This window comes from Actinacidiphila yanglinensis (genome assembly GCF_900107965.1).
In the GTDB taxonomy this organism is placed as follows: Bacteria; Actinomycetota; Actinomycetes; order Streptomycetales; family Streptomycetaceae; genus Actinacidiphila; species Actinacidiphila yanglinensis.
The window spans coordinates 67,541-83,768 of the sequence record NZ_FNVU01000029.1 but is presented as its reverse complement, the minus strand read 5'-3'; the positions used below and the strand labels follow the sequence as shown (position 1 = coordinate 83,768).

Annotated in this window: 16 protein-coding genes and 1 pseudogene; 7 read left to right on the top strand and 10 right to left on the bottom strand. The window is 69.6% G+C overall.

Features of this window, described 5'->3' with window-relative positions:
- Positions 1-47: 47 nt before the first annotated feature.
- On the top strand, positions 48-1,625 hold the full coding sequence (locus C4U44_RS38245; RefSeq protein WP_103890731.1) for a condensation domain-containing protein: 1,578 nt from the start codon (positions 48-50) through the stop codon (positions 1,623-1,625).
- Positions 1,626-1,794: 169 nt separating this feature from the next.
- Here C4U44_RS38245 and C4U44_RS38240 read toward each other — a convergent pair whose 3' ends face one another.
- Positions 1,795-3,249: an amino acid adenylation domain-containing protein gene (locus C4U44_RS38240; RefSeq protein ID WP_103890730.1), complete on the bottom strand. Its 1,455-nt coding sequence runs from the start codon at positions 3,247-3,249 to the stop codon at positions 1,795-1,797.
- Between the two features lie 23 nt (positions 3,250-3,272).
- Complete coding sequence (locus C4U44_RS38235; RefSeq protein ID WP_103890729.1) at positions 3,273-4,457, bottom strand: cytochrome P450; 1,185 nt, start codon at positions 4,455-4,457, stop codon at positions 3,273-3,275.
- 113 nt (positions 4,458-4,570) lie between these two features.
- Between C4U44_RS38235 and C4U44_RS38230 the strand changes: the two genes are divergently transcribed.
- A complete protein-coding gene (locus tag C4U44_RS38230; protein ID WP_200823553.1) occupies positions 4,571-4,834 on the top strand; it encodes a hypothetical protein in 264 nt (87 codons plus the stop codon).
- Positions 4,835-5,115: 281 nt separating this feature from the next.
- Entirely contained in the window at positions 5,116-5,514 is a 399-nt protein-coding gene (locus tag C4U44_RS38225) for a hypothetical protein (RefSeq protein ID WP_103890728.1), read from the top strand.
- A 405-nt stretch (positions 5,515-5,919) separates the two neighbouring features.
- Here C4U44_RS38225 and C4U44_RS38220 read toward each other — a convergent pair whose 3' ends face one another.
- Both C4U44_RS38220 and C4U44_RS38215 read right to left on the bottom strand, forming a co-directional pair.
- Positions 5,920-6,759, bottom strand: a complete 840-nt coding sequence (locus C4U44_RS38220; protein WP_235032653.1) for a S1 RNA-binding domain-containing protein — start codon at positions 6,757-6,759, stop codon at positions 5,920-5,922.
- 104 nt (positions 6,760-6,863) lie between these two features.
- Positions 6,864-7,556 carry a hypothetical protein gene (locus C4U44_RS38215; RefSeq protein ID WP_103890726.1) on the bottom strand — a complete coding sequence of 231 codons (693 nt, stop codon included), beginning with the start codon at positions 7,554-7,556 and terminating at the stop codon, positions 6,864-6,866.
- Between the two features lie 129 nt (positions 7,557-7,685).
- Between C4U44_RS38215 and C4U44_RS38210 the strand changes: the two genes are divergently transcribed.
- Both C4U44_RS38210 and C4U44_RS41350 read left to right on the top strand, forming a co-directional pair.
- Positions 7,686-8,081 (top strand): hypothetical protein, encoded by a 396-nt coding sequence (locus tag C4U44_RS38210; RefSeq protein WP_103890725.1) that lies wholly within the window; start codon positions 7,686-7,688, stop codon positions 8,079-8,081.
- A gap of 276 nt (positions 8,082-8,357) precedes the next feature.
- Complete coding sequence (locus tag C4U44_RS41350; protein ID WP_146088448.1) at positions 8,358-8,708, top strand: hypothetical protein; 351 nt, start codon at positions 8,358-8,360, stop codon at positions 8,706-8,708.
- Between the two features lie 320 nt (positions 8,709-9,028).
- Here the strand turns inward: C4U44_RS41350 and C4U44_RS38205 are convergent, their stop codons facing one another.
- The 3 genes from C4U44_RS38205 to C4U44_RS38195 form a co-directional block, all read right to left on the bottom strand.
- Entirely contained in the window at positions 9,029-9,997 is a 969-nt protein-coding gene (locus C4U44_RS38205; RefSeq protein ID WP_103890724.1) for an SGNH/GDSL hydrolase family protein, read from the bottom strand.
- A 759-nt stretch (positions 9,998-10,756) separates the two neighbouring features.
- Positions 10,757-10,999, bottom strand: coding sequence for a hypothetical protein (locus tag C4U44_RS38200; protein ID WP_146088447.1), 243 nt, complete (start codon positions 10,997-10,999; stop codon positions 10,757-10,759).
- Positions 11,000-11,120: 121 nt separating this feature from the next.
- Complete coding sequence (locus tag C4U44_RS38195) at positions 11,121-11,570, bottom strand: hypothetical protein (protein ID WP_103890722.1); 450 nt, start codon at positions 11,568-11,570, stop codon at positions 11,121-11,123.
- Between the two features lie 600 nt (positions 11,571-12,170).
- Here C4U44_RS38195 and C4U44_RS38190 point away from each other — a divergent pair.
- Entirely contained in the window at positions 12,171-13,814 is a 1,644-nt protein-coding gene (locus C4U44_RS38190) for an FUSC family protein (protein ID WP_235032652.1), read from the top strand.
- On the top strand, positions 13,811-14,341 hold the full coding sequence (locus C4U44_RS38185; RefSeq protein WP_103890720.1) for a MarR family winged helix-turn-helix transcriptional regulator: 531 nt from the start codon (positions 13,811-13,813) through the stop codon (positions 14,339-14,341). Before C4U44_RS38190 ends, C4U44_RS38185 begins: the two co-directional genes overlap by 4 nt.
- A 182-nt stretch (positions 14,342-14,523) precedes the next feature.
- On the opposite strand, the gene C4U44_RS41785 is transcribed toward C4U44_RS38185, so the two are convergent.
- The 3 genes and pseudogenes from C4U44_RS41785 to C4U44_RS38175 all read right to left on the bottom strand — a co-directional run bounded on the left by C4U44_RS41785 (position 14,524) and on the right by C4U44_RS38175 (position 15,727).
- The gene (locus C4U44_RS41785) at positions 14,524-14,850 is read right to left on the bottom strand and encodes a hypothetical protein (RefSeq protein WP_160145198.1); all 327 of its coding nucleotides are present in this window, start codon (positions 14,848-14,850) and stop codon (positions 14,524-14,526) included.
- Between the two features lie 4 nt (positions 14,851-14,854).
- Positions 14,855-15,174: pseudogene (locus C4U44_RS43080) on the bottom strand (transposase); the annotation flags it as partial.
- On the bottom strand, positions 15,173-15,727 hold the full coding sequence (locus tag C4U44_RS38175) for a GNAT family N-acetyltransferase (protein ID WP_103890719.1): 555 nt from the start codon (positions 15,725-15,727) through the stop codon (positions 15,173-15,175). The pseudogene C4U44_RS43080 and the gene C4U44_RS38175, both read right to left, overlap by 2 nt.
- Between the last annotated feature and the right edge of the window lie 501 nt (positions 15,728-16,228).

The window sequence follows — 16,228 nt, the reverse complement described above, 5'->3', positions numbered from 1 at the left end:
CCCTCAGGAAGACGACTGCACGGACCTGGCAGTGAGGACATTTTCGGATGAGTGGGGCGAGAACACGGCGGGAGCTGGTCGTGGAGGCGTGGCGGGCCGTGCTGGAGGTCGAACCGGCCGGTGACGATGAGGATTTCTTCGACGCGGGCGGAAACTCGATCCTCCTGGTGATGCTCCAGCGCGAGCTGTCCGAGCGGCTGGGCCACCGTGTCCCGTTGAGCCGGATCAGCGCGGATCCGACGCTGGCGGGCCTGTCCGCCCTGGAAGACGGTCCGGCCGCGGACGCGGCCGTGCGGGCGACGCCTTTCCCGCGTGACGACGGCCGGCCGGCCCCGTTGGCGCACTCCCAGGAACGGCTCTGGCTGCAGGAGCAGTTCACGCCTGGTCATGTGGACGGCACGATCGAACTCGCCTACCTGCTGGCCGGCGATTGGGAACCCGAGCGGTTGGAGCGCGCCCTGCTGAGGGTGGTCGAGCACCATCCGGTGCTGCGTACGATCTACCCGATCGACGCCGACGACCTCGAAGTGAGCCAGGTGGTTCGGCCGACGGCCGAACTCGTCCTCGAACAGCGGCCGACCGAGGCCCTGTCGGGTGCCGTGCCCCCGTTGGGCCCCGGGGACCAGGCGGGTCCCGGCGGCCCGGAGGCCCTGGAGGCTGTGGCCGCTGGGGTGTTCGCCGACTGGTGGGAGACACCGTTCGACCTGGAGGCCGCGCCCCCGCTGCGCGCGCGGTTGTGCGCGCTCGGCGACGGCCGTCATCTCCTCTGCCTCCAGGTGCACCACCTGGCCTTCGACGGGTGGTCGGAGAGGCGTTTGATCGATGATCTCGCTGCCGCGTACCGCGGAGAGGAACTGCGGCCCGTGCCGGTCGGCTACGCCTCCTACAGCCGCTGGGAACGGTCCGAGGCCGCGCAATGGCTGGAGAGCGACCTCCCGTTCTGGCGGGACCGGTTGAGCCGTCCGCCACGGCCGTTCCTCCCCGCCCCGGGCACCGCGGAGGGGGAGCGGCGCGAGGCGGAGATCGGCCTGGACCGGGACACGGTCGGCCGGCTGACGCGGGTGGCGGCTTCGTACGGCGGTCCCCCGGGTGCGGCGTTGGCGGCGGCGGTGGGCCGGGCGGTGTCGGGGGCTTTCGGCGTGCCGGACGTGTGCCTGGGTACGGTGACGGCCGGCCGGTCCGTGACCGCGTTGGAGCCGGTGGTCGGCTGTTTCGTGAACCCGGTGGCGCTGGTGTTGGGGGGCGTGTGCGGGCAGAGCCCGGGGGAGTCGATGAGGAGCACGGCCGAGGCGCTGACCTCGGCCATGGAGCACGGGCGGACTCCGTTCGACGAACTCGTCCGGTTGTTGGGCCCGGACCGGGAACGGCACCCGTGGTTCCAGACCTGGGTGGTGTTGCAGAACGAGCCCCCCCGGGCGCATCTCGGTGAGGCCATGTGGCTGGATCCGGTCCGGGTGCCGAAGCCGCGTACGGGTCTCGACCTGGTCGTGGAGGCCATCCCCCGACCGGACGGGGGATGGCGTGTCCTGGTCGCCTGGCGCGCGGACGTGGTCGCCGGGAGCAGCGCCGAGGCCCTGCGGACCGAACTCCGGGCCGCCTTCGGCGGCCTGGCCGATCTGGCCTGACACCTCGGCCGGCGCGGTTGCGACGGTTCTTGAGCGGGTTGCCGGGCCGGACGCGTCGTCCCGTGTGGAGTTCCAGGAACGCGACAGGGGTCCGCCCGGTACGCGGCCTGGCCCACGGGCAGGATGGACGGCATCGCGCACCCCGTTCTGATCTGTCACCCCCGGTGTGTCATTCCCGGTCTGGCTGTCTCGAAGTGGCGCGCTGGGTGAGGGCGATGCGGTCGGTTTTTCCGTTGGTGGTGCGGGGGAGGGCGGTGTGGGTGGTGTAGCGGGTGGGGTGGTGGGTGGAAGGGAGATGGTGGCGGGCCCATTGGCGTAGATCGGGTGTGGTGAGTTCGGTGGTGGTGGTGATGTGTGCTTCGAGGTAGGCGTGTTCGGGCCGGTCCGGATGGCGTAGCAGGACGACGGCTTCGGTGATCGCGGGGTGTTCTTGGAGTGTGGCTTCGATCTCGCCGAGTTCGATGCGTTGGCCGCGGAGTTTGATCTGGTGGTCGGTGCGGCCGAGGTAGAGGAACTGGCCGTTGGGGAGGCGTCGGGCTCGGTCGCCGGTGTGGTAGGCGCGTTGGGGACCGTGGGGGGTGGGGTGGGAGTGGAAGCGTTCGTGGGTGAGGTCGTTGCGGCCGAGGTATCCGGTCGCCAGCCCGTCGCCGTACAGGAGGAGTTCGCCTTCCTGGGGTTCAGCGTCGTTCGTGGTGGGTGCGTGGAGGAGGAGGCCGGTGCCGGGCAGGGGGTGGCCGAGGGTGATGGCGTCCGGGGTCCGGATGCGTGCGGCGGTCGCCCAGATGGTTGCTTCGGTGGGGCCGTAGAGGTTCCAGAGTTCGGTGGTGCGGGGGAGGAGCCGGGTGGCGAGGTCGTGGGTGAGGGCTTCGCCGCCGCACCAGACGCGCTGGGCGGGCGCGGTGTGCCATCCGGCCGCGGTGACCAGACGCCAGAAACTGGGAGTGGCTTGGACGACGTCGGGGGTGTGGTGGGTGAGGAGCGCGGTGAAGGCGTCGGGGTCGGTCCGGGCCTGTGGGGGGGCGGCGATGAAGTGTGCGCCGACGGTGAGCGGGAGGAGAAGCTCGGCGATGGAGATGTCGAAGGTCAGGGCAGTCATGGCGAGGATGGACTCGCCGGCGGCGAGTCCGGGTGTTCGCGCCAGTCCGGCCAGTCGGGCCAGGAGGGCGTGGTGGGGGATGGCGACGCCTTTGGGTTGGCCGGTGGATCCGGAGGTGTACATCACGTAGGCGGTGCCGGCGAGTTCGGCGGGGGCGGCCGCGGCCGGTTCCTGCGATGGGTCGGGCTCCACCGCGGTGAACCGGGCCTCTTCGGTGGACTGCACGACGACGGTGGGGCGGGCGTCGGCGAGGATCTTGGCGCGGTGGGCGCGGGGGCTGTCGGGGTGGAGCGGGAGTACCGGGCAGCCGCGGCGGGCGGCGGCGAGCATGAGGATCGCGGCGCCGACGGGGTCGGGGATGTCGTGGGCGATGAGCGACCCGGGCGGGATGCCGCCGAGGAGGGTGGTGGAGAGGGTCGCGGCACGCTGGGTCACGTCCTCGTAGGTGTAAAGCCGTCGGCCCACTGCGGCGACTGCTTCCGGTGTGCGCGCGCACTGTTCGGTGACCACATCCCAGATGGTGCGCATTCAGATGTCCCCCTTGCCGCTGCTCACGCGAATGTCACGTCCAGTCGTTCCAGTACCGTCACCCCGTGGTGGGGCCGGCTGACCGGTGGTGCGGCGAAGACCGGTGCGCCAGGGCGCCCCGCCAGTGCGCGGAGTACCGCTTGGGCCTCCAGGCGGGCCAGGCGGGCGCCGAGGCAGTAGTGGCCGCCGAGGCCGAAGGCGAGGTGCCGTCCGGGTATGAGCCGGTCCGGGTCGTGGAATCGCGCCGGGTCACGATCGGCGACGCCGAGCATGAGCAGTACGAGGTCCCCGGGCTTGATTTTCCGGCCGGCGGACTCCACCGGTTCCCGGGCCACGCGGGCGACCTGCTGCACGGAGGTGTCGAACCGGAGCAGTTCCTCCACCGCCGTCGCGGGCTCCAGCGCCGTCAGCTGGTGCCAGGTGCCGGAGTGGATCGCGGCCCGGACGGCTTTGCCGAGGAAGGTGGAGGTCGTCTCGAACCCGGCGTGCAGGAGCAGGCTCGCGGTGGCCGTCACGTCCCGTCGGTCGATCTGCCCAGCCCGCAGGGCCCGCTCCAGCAGGCCGATGCCGGTGTGCTGGGGGGCGCCGGTGCGCAGGACGGCGTCGACGGCCTGCGTGATCTCTGCGAGCGCGTGCTCGCCGCGTTCCCGGGCTTCGGGGAGGTAGTCGGCGTGCAGCAGGGCGTCGATGTCCTGGCTCCAGGAGCGCAGGCGCGGCGCGAGGTCGGCGGGCAGGCCCAGGACGTGGCAGACGACACGGCCGGACAGCGGGATCGCCAGTTGTGACATGACGTCGAACGTGGAACCGGCGGCATCCATCAGGGTGGTGACGGTGGTTTCGACGAACGGGCGTATCTGGTCGATGCGTGCGTCGGTGAACAGCGGTGCGACGAGTTTGCGCAAGGCGAGGTGGCGGGGTTCGTCGTCGAACATGAACCAGCGGCGCACGTCGGGATGGGTGCGCGGGCCGTTGCCCCCGTCCGGGGCGTCCTCGTGCAGCGCCGTGCTGCCTTGGGCGGGCCAGGTCGATGACAGTGCGGGGTGGCGCAGCAGTCGTGCCGTCTCGGCGTATCCGGTGACGACCCACACGCCCAGGAACGTGTCCCACTCGACGGGTGCGCCGCCTTTGAGGGCCAGGTAGTCCGCGCACGGATCGGGGTGGGCGGCTGTGGCGGCGTGGTACGGGCAGCCGGTTGCCTCGACATGCACGCCGATCCACTCCCGTCGGGCGGTGCTGTGGTGCCGGACTCGGTGACGGCCCTCAGCATAGTCGGGGCGCGGATCGGGTCGGGCGTCTTCAACTGCCTCCTGCCGCAGATGCGTTGGGGTGGTGCCTCGTCTTCGAGGACGGCTGGTTCTGCACGACGGCCGGTCTTGCGGAGGCGGCCGCGTCCGGACTGCTGTCCGCGTTCAACGGATTCGCCGGCGGTCGCACGACGGGGCGGAAGGCCGCGGCGAAGACGGGTTTGCGCGAGCACGGCCTGGCCCTGGTCGACGTCGTACTCGCCTTCCACACCGCGGTGGCGGCCGATGCGGGGGACTGGCAGATCGAGCCGGCTCACCCGACACCTATGACGTGCCGATGATCATGGCTTCCTTGATCTTGGCTGTGCTGGGTGTGTGCAGGTGTTTCTGGGTGGATCGCCGGTGCTGTGCAGTTGTGTTGTCGGGTCCTTGAGGGAGTTGAGTGTTCGGTCCGTACGATGATCAGCCGAGACGGGCATGGGGGAGAGGTCCCTGCCCGATCCGTAAGGTTCATGCTGTCCGGCTGCCGCCTCTGCACGCGAGGTGTCCGGGCCGTTTCCGGCCCGCAACTTGAGTACCCGTACGGATACGCCCGGCCACCGACGCTTCCTACGGTGAAGCCATGAGCTTCCCGTTCGTCCCCCCGCCGTACCCGCCGCGGCCGACCGGCCATCACGCTACCTGCCCGGACCCGGGACGGCACCAGGGCGCGCGGGCCGCCGCCATCATCGCCACGGTCGTGACCGGCATCCTCGCCGCCGTCTACACCCTGCGCTTCCACAGCACCGACGGGATCGCCGCCGACCGCACCCTGACCTGGATGCTGGCGCGCCCCACCTGGGTCATCGGCGCCGCCACGATCGCCAGCATCGCCTCCCTGCGACTGCCGGCGCGTCTGCATCACGCCCCGCTGCGATGGATCGCCCTCTCCCTCGCCATCGGCATCGCAGCAGTCCTCGCGGCCCTGACAGCAGAGTTCGGCGGATACCTGCTCCTCGGGCTGCTCATGGCATCGCACTAGCCCATCGCCCGCGGGCGCCGAACCGCTCGCGGAACTACTGGCGGGTGAGCACCGCGGGGTCGCTCGCGAACGGGAACGGCTCGTCGACCCTGGTGGTGGCACCGGCCAGTGCCTGTGCCCCGGCGGTAGTCGGCGTCCCATCCCGGCGAAGCATTCGAGGTGGTCCAGGCTTCCACCGGCACTCGTTGCGGAAGGAATCGCTTGAGCGGCACCGTGCTGCTCGGGAAGGCAGCCATGTGGGTCGGCCCGATGGAGCACGAGGTTCCCTGCGGTGGCAGGCCGCCGATGCCGGTGCACCTGAAGACCGGATGCCGGCCGAGAACATCCGGTTCGCGGCCGCCCAGATCCAGCATCTCGCCGTCGACAACGCCCGCCTGCGCGAGGCCCTGGAGGCCTCCGCCAATGTCACACGAATCGGCCTGGCTGGGCGTCCCCGCCGGTCATAACCGCGCGGAGGCTGACACGATGACGTTGGAGGTCGACCTCGGCAACCCGCACCGTGATCACTTCGCCCTCGCTGACGACTTGGTCAGGGCTCTCCACGGGCTCCTCGGCCAAGTCGGACAGGTGAAGGAACCCCTCCACGCAGTCGGCGACCCGCACGAACACACCGAACGGAATGATCTTCGTGATCGGCCCGCGAACGACCTGGCCGACCCGGTCGGCGAAACGGATGAGCGGATCTTCCAGCAGAGCCTTCAGCGAGACGGTGACCTGCCCCTCACGCGTCTCGGACGTGATCACGTCACCGGTGACCCGTTGCCCGACTGCGACGGCCTCCGAGGCGTGATTGATCCGCGACCACGACAGGTCCGGCACCCGGATGAACCCAGTGCACAGGCCCTCAGGCTCGCCGTCCAGGTGGACGAAGACCCCGAAGTTGTGGACCTCTGACACGGTTCCGGAGAGAATCCGGCCGGGCTGTATGCCGACGAGGAACGACCTCAACTCCGGGTTCTCGCAGGCCCTGGCGGACAGGTGAAGCTGCCCCTCCCGCCACCGTCCGATCTCCTCGGCCTCAATCTCCTCGCCCACGCCGAGGATCTCCATGGGGTCGTCAAAGCGGCGCATCGAGACCTCATGCCGGGGAATCCGCCCAAGCTCGACACCTCGCCCCTCCGTGTCCTCCAGGCTGACTAGGACATCCGCCCCGTCGAACCCGATGACCTTCACTCTTCGCACCGGTCCCGGCTGGAGCCGGTTGAGCAAAGACTGCAGGCGAGGATCGGGGGCTGACTCGGACATGCGCGAAGCCTAGCCCTGAGCACACCAGCAGCCGAGAGGACAGCAGGCCAAGACCCGACGCCCGCAGTCGCCCGGAAGGGATCATTTTTTGGGCGGCCATACGGTCAGTCCAGAACCACATCCGTATCCGTGACGGCATAGCCGATCTGGGCGATGTCCTCCGCGAGGTCGTCCAGGTTCACATCCGGGTTCAGTGACGAGACGATGCTCTGCGAGAGCTGTCGCAGAGCATAGACATGGCGCACAGCGACGAGGTCGACCGTGATCTCGTAGTACTCCTCGGCGAACTGCTGGTATGCCTCAGGCCGTCCGTCCACCAAGACGTCGAACAGCCAATCGGCACCGTCGGCATCCTCCCTGCCTTCCGCGGGAACCTCGACGTCCCCCGATCGCCAGGCGACGTCGGACTGCTCGCGCCAGAAGCACACTGTTGCCCGGGGCGTCCCATCAGGCTCGCTGAAGGCCGGCTCCTCCACGCAGGAACGGAAGACCGCAGGGACCGAGTCGACCAGGCCAGGCCACGGCGCCAGAGGATTGTCTCGATAGGGGCTCATCGGCGACTCGTGGTCGAACCCGCGGGCATACGCCCCAGCCGAAGAGAAGACGATCGAGTACTCGTTCCCGCAGCCGTCCCGCATCGAGGCCATCTCCTCGGTGGGCGACCACCGGGAATCGAAGGAGTAGAACCGCGAGTCCCAGCCCGGGCTCAGGATGGCGTCCAGCATCGCCATGGCTCGGGAACGATCCCGAACAGTCGGTATCTCCGGCAACCGGCGGGTCACTTCATACACAGACATGGCCTCATCCAAGCCGACACCAGTGACAATCCCCGCACCGGCTCAGGGCAGGGCTCGATCGGTCAACGGTCAGCTCAGAACTACGCCCACAAGATCGAGGTCGACCGGGGCACGGAGTGCCCGCAGCGGGTGGCGGAGAAACTGGCACGCTACGAGCAGTACTTCGCCCGCACCGTCTACGACGGGAGGCGCCACAACGCGATGATCGGCGATACGGACAAGCTGCACTGGCGCACGCTGTTCCCGCCCACTGGCCGCTCGGGCACTCCGCAGGTCGCCGCCGTCTTCACCGGTATGTCCCGCCCGGCGCTGGTCACCTGCATCAACCTCGTCCTCGAACTGACCGCAGACCAATGGCACTCCAGCTACCGGCCCTACCGAGCCGGGTCGGACGCGATACCGCTGCTGGTGGCCTCGCTGGAGGACCTGACCGCCCACGGTCCGCAAGGACCGACCTGGCACCGCGCGGGGGCCAACATGCCCAAACGCGGACTCGTCCAGGCGCTGGACAACACCGCCGAGTAGTCAGTCTCGTGACAGCGCATCTCTCATCGGTGACAGCAGACCGGGTAACGCGGGCGGGCCCGGACACCTGGCGCCCGGGCCTGATGAGGTTCTCTGAAAGCGGCTCTGGTCGCAGTTCCGTGACGGGGCGAGCAGAAAATCCAGGCCTCGAGGCCTCCGCGCGACTACCGTGCTGTTGGTAGGCCGTCCGACCGACGAGGGGCTGAGTCGTGCTGACCGCTACGCACCCCCCGTAGGTACCTCTGGAAAGCCCAGAGGGCCCTACGGAGGCTCTCGATGTCCAGAACCGTCCGCACGACTCCCAGACAACTCCACGTCGAAGACGGCGCTACCGTGTCCATGTCCCTATACCACCTGCGCTACACGCATGGCGAACTGGCCCGCGCCGCCCTCGAAGGCCGTCGCCCTGTTCCGACGAAGATGCTGCGTCGGATCACCTCCTGGCAGTGGTGGCTGCTGGACTTCAGAGATGCCTCGTTCTCGACTGAGATCGCTACAGCTGAAGGCCGGGCCCGGCTCAAGGGGCGACTCGAAGCCCAACGAATCCGCGGACTGCACCTCGCCGGCCACGACCTTGACGACGCAGATATCCCTCCGGTTCGCCACCGTCACGGCGGGCTCTGGTAGACACGAAGCGCCCAGGACTGACCAGCACTTGCGCGAGGACAGGAAGGTCCTCCGGCGGGCCGGCCAAAGGGCTTGGGCCTTGCTGCCCTCGCGCGTGATCGCTGATCACCGTCAGGCCGCTCACGAAATTGCGGTCAGAGCCTGAAAGCGGCCGGTGCCGCTTCTCGCGCGACATAATCCGCTCTTCAACCGTGTGGGCAGTTGGGGCGAACGACGCGAGACGGGGCTGCCACGGTCTGTGGCTGCGGCCACGGGGATGTGGAGGTCCTGGTGGCTGGCGGGACCGGCGGTGCGGCCGCGGTCGCGCCAGCCGCACCGGGTCATCCTCCGAGGATGGCGTCCTCGACCTGGCTGGCGGTGTTGGCCTGGCCCTTGGCGTTGGGGTGCACGTAGGCGTAGCGCAGCGGGATAAGGCTGCTGAAGATGCCGTCGACCCAGTGGTTGCTGTCGCAGACGCTGTGGTTGGTGGTGGAGGGGTAGAGGTCGACGAAGGTGGCGTTGTGGGCGACGCTCTCCTGGGCGATCGCGGCGTTGAGGGGTTCCAGGATGTGGGTGCGGGCCCAGGCGAGGTCGCCGGTGGTGATGGTGCCGAACTGCCGCAGATCCCCGTAGGTGCAGCTGGTGGCGTCTTCGGGGATGACGTGCGGGTAGCCGACGGTCACCATGCGGGCGAAGGGGGCTTTGGTGTGCAGGGCGTCGAGCATCTGCCCGTAGTCCTTGCGCAGTTGGTCCAGCCGGCCGGACAGGCTCGCGTCGAGTTCGTCCTTGCAGGGGGTGCCCTGGTTACCGTGTTCGGCGCCCAGTGCCAGGCACCTGATGAGGATCTCGCCGAAGCCGACGGTGTTGCCTCCGGCCCCCACGGTGATCAGATCGGTGTCGGGGGCGACGGCGTCGATCTGCGGCGCGACGGGCGTGAACGGGGCGTCGGGATCCGTGCCGCTGGGCGGCAGCGGACGACCCAGCGGCGTCTGCTTCGTCTCGTAGACATCCTTGACCGTGGCGGCCCCGCAACTGACATCGCGCAGGCTCACCAGTGAACCGAGATCCCGGCGGATCACCTCGGGGTAGGACTCGATGGTCCGGGCGCAGCCGTCGGGCGGGTTCTCGTACGTGTCGCCGGTGGCCTGGATGACGCCGGCGGTGTAGGAGTCGCCCAGCGCCACCCACGACAGGTCGGCCGCTCGGCCGGAGGCAGGGGCGGCGGCCTGGGCGGCGCCCGGCGCGAGCAAAGCGGCGAGAAGCGCAGCCGCGGTGCCGGCGACGGCGAAGCTGGACAAGAAGCGTGGCACGAATCCTCCTCAGCGGGGAGGACGTTCCCCCCCGGGAGCAAGATCGACTCAGAGCGAGCACGGCTTGATGCCTCACAGGAGTGAACCCGCGCCCCCTGGTCGATGTCGCACGTCAGGTCCCTGTGGGTGAGGAGATCCACTGAGCGCACGCGGGGTCCCACCAAGCACCTGTGGGGATTTTCAAGGAGCCACATCAGGCCCGCCCTGCGTGCTGTTTCGCGCCTACCAGCGCATGCCGAGGGAGTCGAGTTCCGCGCGCCGCTCTTCGCTCAGCTTGTCGGCCCGGCGCCAGCAGTTGTCGACGAACAGCCCCGGTTTCACGATGGTCTGCGATCCGTCCGGTTCGGTGAGTTGGACGACGGCCTTGCGGGGGGCCTGGAGGTGGCTGCGATCTCTCGCGTTCCTGACAGTGGTTGTGACAGACAGTTGGTCGCGGGGCTGTTGTTGCTGATCAGTGGCTGTGTTCTGGGCGGCGAGGCGCTGTCGCGAGGGTGTTGTCCCGTAGTGAGTGACGCTGTCTCAGGTTCGAGAGATCTCAGTCGGCTACGCCGACCGCCGAAGTCCCCGCCGTGCTCGCCGCCCTCGTCCTGCCAGCGTTCGGCGCGTTCTACGAAGCCAGCGGCTGGGAGCCGCGGCGCCGGCGATGGGCAGGGAGCCGAGGTCGACCATCGACAGGCGCCAACGCAGCCAACGCCGTCACCGCACCGGCCTCACCAGGCACAGCCGGAGCAACAACACACGAACCACCCGAACTGCCGGTCACCACAGCACCGTACGGGACCCCGCGGGGAGCGGAACACTCTGGAACCGCCCCCACTGCGGCGCCCCGCCCAGTGGCACACCCACCACCTCAAAGCCCGGGTCGGCCAGCAGCACCGAGGCCGGCACCGAGGCCGTGATCCCCTCCTCGTCGATCAGCCGCACCGTGGCACCCACCAGGGCACCGACCTGCCAGGTGCGGCCGTCGAAGGCCACCTGCGCACCGGGCTCCAACCGCCGCACGCTGCGCTCCCGCTCCTGGCCGCATGCAGGTCCTGGTCGCCGCTCGTATCGAGAGCGCCTTCGCCAGTCGCCAAAGGCATCCTGCTCCACCTGCGGCTTCGGGCCGTCGGAGGGTCGTTCGTCAGGCTCCCGGGCCTCGCTGGTCGTAGGCGCTCACGATCGCGTGTACCGCGCCGCGTGCTTGGAGCGTGATCTCGTTGCCGTCGTCGAGGGTGATCGTCACGTCCTGCCAGGTACGGCCGTCGTCCACCCGTATCGCCGTGATGCGGGACAGCGGCACCGAACCGATGTGGTCGTGAACCTGGTTGAGCATCGGGTCCGCCTTCCACACGTGCAGGGCGTCCGCCGTGATTCCCAGGACCATGGCCGCATCGAGCGGTACGTCGGTGGCGTCGGTGATCTTGCGGGCCGCGGATCGGGCCGCGGGCCTGGCGACCAGATAATTGCCGAGCGGTGTGAGCATACGGGCGGCGCTGAGCGAGGTATTCAGACGCGCGTACGCCGCCGCGGCGAGATCCTCCTGCAGTTGTGCCGACAAAGCGGTGGTCAGCTCGCTGTCCTTGATGTGCATGAGTTGCTTCTCCGACTCCCCGGATCCTGTGCACGCCCGGCGGGGCGCAGGCGTGATCGCCCACACTGGCAGAAGGAGCATAGCCAGGGCCAACGGGACGTACGCATAGGGGAGGTGACGCCCCGTGCTGGCTCGTTGCGCTCGCTGAACCCGACCGGATTCCGGCCCGCGTGCCGGGCGCGGCGGATCGGATCGGGGCGTGGGGCCGCTGTCGAGGAGAGACCCCCGCGGAAGTCCGCCCTCTGAAACGACGCCGCTCCTTGGTCGCTTGTAGCAGAGGCAGGCCCGTGCGGATCGCGTCCCCGACCGACCTGATCTCGCCCCCGCGGACGTCGCCGACTTTGGCACTGACCGACGCGTTGGGCTCTGACACCACCGCGCCGGGTAGGGCCGGAGCTACGGAGAGAGGCGACCGCGGGTGCGCGCGGCCCCCGGCATTGATCGACGCGACCAAGGGCGCGGTGAGCGGCGTACGCGCCCCGTGGAGGCGTGGTACCGGCCGGCGGGCTCTCCACGAGGGGAAGTTTTGTTTTCCAGGTAAAACACTTGTACGCTTGTTGCATGAGCGCAGCCGCCCCCATTCCGCCAGGAAAACCACGGATGCTCCCCACTGCCGGGGTCCTGCGTGTGGGCCGGACGTCGGATATCTGGTTCAAACCCGCCGTCAGCGCGGTCGTCGCCTCGGCGGTCCCCAACCTGGTCCTGCTCTGCCTGGACCGGCTGGACCTGGCCATGTACACGATGGCTGGCTCGCTCTGCGCCGCCTACGCGCACCACCGGCCGTATGCCAAGCGCGCCCGAACCATGGTCGGCGTCATCCTCGGCATGGTCGCCAGCCTCGCCGCCGCGCTTGTCACGGCCTCGCTCGTCGACAGCACCATGGCGCTGATCACCGTCGGCGCGCTCCTGGCCGCACTGCAAAAGTTGCTCTGCGACGCCACCAGGATCGGGCCGCCCGCACACGTGATCTTCGCGTTCGTCAGCTCGGCCGCAGTGTTCGTACCCCAGACCATCGGCCAGGTGCCGGGCCACCTCGCCCTGACCATGGGCGCGGCGGCCCTCGCCTACCTGGTGACCATGGCCCCCGGGCTCTTCCGCCCGCAGGGCCCCGAGCGCCGTGCCGTCCGCAGCGCGCTGCGGGCGACCGCCCACTACACGGGACTGCCCCCCGGCGATCCCGAGGCGATGCCGATCCGCGACGGCGCGGCCGCCGCCATACGGCTCGGCTGGCAGAACCTGCTGCTCAGCGGCCACCGCACCGACGACCGGCTGGCCCTGGAGCGCCTGCTGGTCCGCGCCGAGATCGCCCTCGCCAGCCCGACTGCGGCCGACGCCGGCGCGCTCGCCGAGTGGGCCGACCTGCTACGCGGTACCGGGCCCGTCCCGCGACCGGCCCATCCGCATCACGACACCGACCTGCTCAAGGTCGAGGTCGAGAACGCCTTCCCCGGGCCACCCCTCCTGCGCCGGATGCGACCGAGCGGCCTGCTCTTCCCGGTCTGCGTGCGCACCTTCGTTGGCTGTGCGCTGGCCGGTTACGTCTCGTTCGGCCTCGGTGTCGGACGGCCCTACTGGGCCATCGTCACTGCCGCCGCCGTCTCCCAGGCCAACGTCAGCCAATCCTGGCGCCGCAGCATCCAGCGGGTGGTCGGCAACGTGATAGGCGTGCTGATCTTCGTCGCGATCACCCCGCTCACCGACACCGGCAAAACCGCCCTGGTCCTCGCCGTCCTGGCGTTCACCTTCGCCGCCGAGGCGTTCATGCCCCGCAACTACTGGCTGGGAAGCATCTGTGTGACCCCGATGGCCCTCCTGATCGTGGAGTTTGCCCGGCCCCAGTCGGCCGGCGTGCTGCTCACCGACCGGGTCGTCGACACCCTGGTCGGGGCGGTCATCGGGATGGCCGCCGCGATGGCGGTGGTCACTCGCCGCCCCAGCCGGATCCTGGCAGTCGCGCTGAGCGGGGCCCACGCCGCCCAGCAGGATGCCCAGCGCGCGCTCGACCAGCCGGACCCGGACCCGGGCGTACTGGGGGCCGCCAGGCGGCGGCTGGCCTTCGCGCTGGTCGAGCTGCGCGAGCTGTTGGACATCGCGTCCGGCGAGTGGTGGCAGTCCCCGCTGCCCGCGCAGGACGTGCTCGCCATCCAGCACCGCGGACACCGTACGCTCGCCCAGACGGTGCGCGCCCAGGGGCTCGGGGGCGGCGGCACCGCGACGGAAACCAGAGGGGGCGCGGCCGCATGACGGCAGCGGGAGACGGCGGGACGGCCGACGACACGGTGGCCGGGGTGGTTCGCCAGTGGAGGATGATCCGCCCCGACCTGGACACCGCACCGATGGAGGTCATCGGCCGGATCAACCGCTGCGCCGCGCTGCTCCAGCACGCGGAGGACGCCCCGCTGCGCCGCGCCGAGCTCACCCGCCCCGAGTTCGACCTTCTCGGCACCTTGCGGCGAACCGGACATGAGCTGACCCCCGGCGAGCTGGCGCGGGAAACCTTCTCCTCCGGCGCCGCTGTCACCAAGCGGCTCAAGCTCCTGGTGGAGCGCGGCTGGGTGGACCGCCGCAGCGACACCAGGGACCGCAGGGTGACGCGGGTGCGGCTGACCGCAAGCGGCCGCGAGCTGATCGACTCGGTCATGCCAGACCAACTGCGGTACGAGACCGCCGTGCTCTCCGGCCTGCCGGACGGCGACCAGCGACAGGTCGCGGCCCTCCTCGCCGAGCTCCTGGTCCAGCTCGAAGGGCGGCTCGGGCTGCCCCGCGCCTGATTCTGGGGACGATCCGGCACGGCAACGCCGTGCTGCGCAGCTTGTACGACTTCCGGATCGAGACCAGTGGTCGACCTCGGCATGCCCGTATTCACCACCCACCAGCCCGTCCCGCACCATCAGGAGAGTCCCCTCGTGCAACCGATACGAGCAACAGTCAAGACTTGTGGATCGGCAGCTGCTCAGCTTCGAGTTGATCGGAGCCTGGTGAGGCTTTCGACCGCCGAGAGCTCGTCGTTGAGAGGCTCGGCGGCGGCTGACGAGGTGATGAGCAGGAGCACCGACACGTCGGGGTGCTCGTCGTCGTAGAGATCGTCTTCCCCGTCGTCTCCGGGAATGGCGTTCGGCTGGACCTGGAGGCGGGTCGTGTCGACGAGGGTGGCCAGGAAGTACACGCCGAGGTAGTCGCTCTCGCGTTGGGCGAAGGTCACGTCAAGTCGGTCGGCGAGCAGGTCGGCCAGCTCCTTGGCCGTGTAGGTGTTCGTGCCGTACGTGTCGGAGACGGTCATCCGGTCATTCTCCTCGCGCCGCGTGGCTCTCGGTGCGTTTGACCAGCAGGCCGTTCTCGAACCGGGTCCCGGCCCGACGAGTGAGACCGGGTGCGCTCCGGTGATCTCCCGCCAGCGGGCCTGGGCGGATTCGACGAGCTTGAACACCATGGCCAGGGCTGCGACTGGACTGCCGGCGCCGTGGGTGACCTTGGTCCGGAGTTTGACGGTGGAGAAGGTCGACTCGATGGGATTCGTGGTCCGCGGGTGGACTCAGCGCTCGGCCGGGAAGTCATAGAACGCGAGCAGCTCGTCCCGGTCATCGGTGATCTTCGCGACGGCCTTAGTGCCGGGCCGCGGTGGCATCTCCACATGTTGTGTCGCGGAGGTGTCGGAGTGTCAGCTCATAGGTGAGGAGAGTGATGCCGTCCAGCTGCGGCAAGGTATTCCAGTCCCGGTCGGGTGTGCGGACGAAGCCGAGGCGTTGGTAGATCCGGTGGGCGGATTCCATGGTGGGCTGCGTCGACAGGACGATCTTCCCGCAGCCTTCGAGGGCGTGTGCGCGGTCGATGCAGGCGCGGACGAGCGCCGCCCCGGCACCCCGGCCGCGGGCGGCGCTGTCGACGGCGAGCATGCGGATCTCGGCTTCGTCCTCGGCGGCGAGGTCGGCCATCGGGCCGGGGCCCGGGACGAAGGTCACGCCGCCCAGGAGGACGTCGTCGGCCACGGCGACGAGAACGGTGGCCGCGGCCGCCCGTTTCGCCACGTCCCTCAGCTCGGTGAGGTAGGAGTCGCTCTCGCCGAAGTCGAGGAGGCCGTCCTGGAGGTAGGCCTGGCCCGTCAGTTCGCCGAGGACGCCGTATTCGGTGGGTCGCGCTTCGCGGATGTGGACCGTCATGCGGAGGAAGTGTAGGACAGCGGACCGCCGTCGTGACGTCTTTTCGGCGGCCCGCTGCGGGTGCCGTTGACCAGGAGAAATACAGAAGTCCGGCTGCCAGCACCAGCCCGGACCTTCGCAGATACGAGGCGACCCGCAACGCGATCTCCCCGGAGGCGGGGTCGCCGTTCTCGTAGCGGCCCTCGCCCGCGTATCCGTCGAGATAGACGACACGCCGGTCGCGGGACTGTGTGCCCGTCATGCCACCGAACTGCGGGAGATACCGCTTGAGGAGATCGTGCTTGAACACGCTGGGCAGCGCCTTGTCCGCCCAATAGCCCCCGCCCGTACCCGACGACATCGCCCACCCCCAGTGCCGTAGCCACCTGATTACAGATGGTGAATCACAGGGGGCGGCGGAGCAAGGAGGCGACGAGGCCCGGCAGCGCCGGGACGGGGCGCTCGTACGGGGTGGATCGGCGGACGAAGGCCCCAGTGGTTCAGCACTGGCGCAAGGTCGCC

Coding starts and splice junctions, on each gene's coding strand:
- C4U44_RS38225 (WP_103890728.1), top strand. CDS start 5,116: ATGAGCTTCCCGTTCGTCCCCCCGCCGTACCCGCCGCGGCCGACCGGC.
- C4U44_RS38220 (WP_235032653.1), bottom strand. CDS start 6,759: ATGTCCGAGTCAGCCCCCGATCCTCGCCTGCAGTCTTTGCTCAACCGG.
- C4U44_RS38245 (WP_103890731.1), top strand. CDS start 48: ATGAGTGGGGCGAGAACACGGCGGGAGCTGGTCGTGGAGGCGTGGCGG.
- C4U44_RS38215 (WP_103890726.1), bottom strand. CDS start 7,556: ATGTCTGTGTATGAAGTGACCCGCCGGTTGCCGGAGATACCGACTGTT.
- C4U44_RS38195 (WP_103890722.1), bottom strand. CDS start 11,570: ATGCACATCAAGGACAGCGAGCTGACCACCGCTTTGTCGGCACAACTG.
- C4U44_RS38185 (WP_103890720.1), top strand. CDS start 13,811: ATGACGGCAGCGGGAGACGGCGGGACGGCCGACGACACGGTGGCCGGG.
- C4U44_RS41785 (WP_160145198.1), bottom strand. CDS start 14,850: ATGACCGTCTCCGACACGTACGGCACGAACACCTACACGGCCAAGGAG.
- C4U44_RS38240 (WP_103890730.1), bottom strand. CDS start 3,249: ATGCGCACCATCTGGGATGTGGTCACCGAACAGTGCGCGCGCACACCG.
- C4U44_RS38175 (WP_103890719.1), bottom strand. CDS start 15,727: ATGACGGTCCACATCCGCGAAGCGCGACCCACCGAATACGGCGTCCTC.
- C4U44_RS38190 (WP_235032652.1), top strand. CDS start 12,171: ATGCTCCCCACTGCCGGGGTCCTGCGTGTGGGCCGGACGTCGGATATC.
- C4U44_RS41350 (WP_146088448.1), top strand. CDS start 8,358: ATGTCCAGAACCGTCCGCACGACTCCCAGACAACTCCACGTCGAAGAC.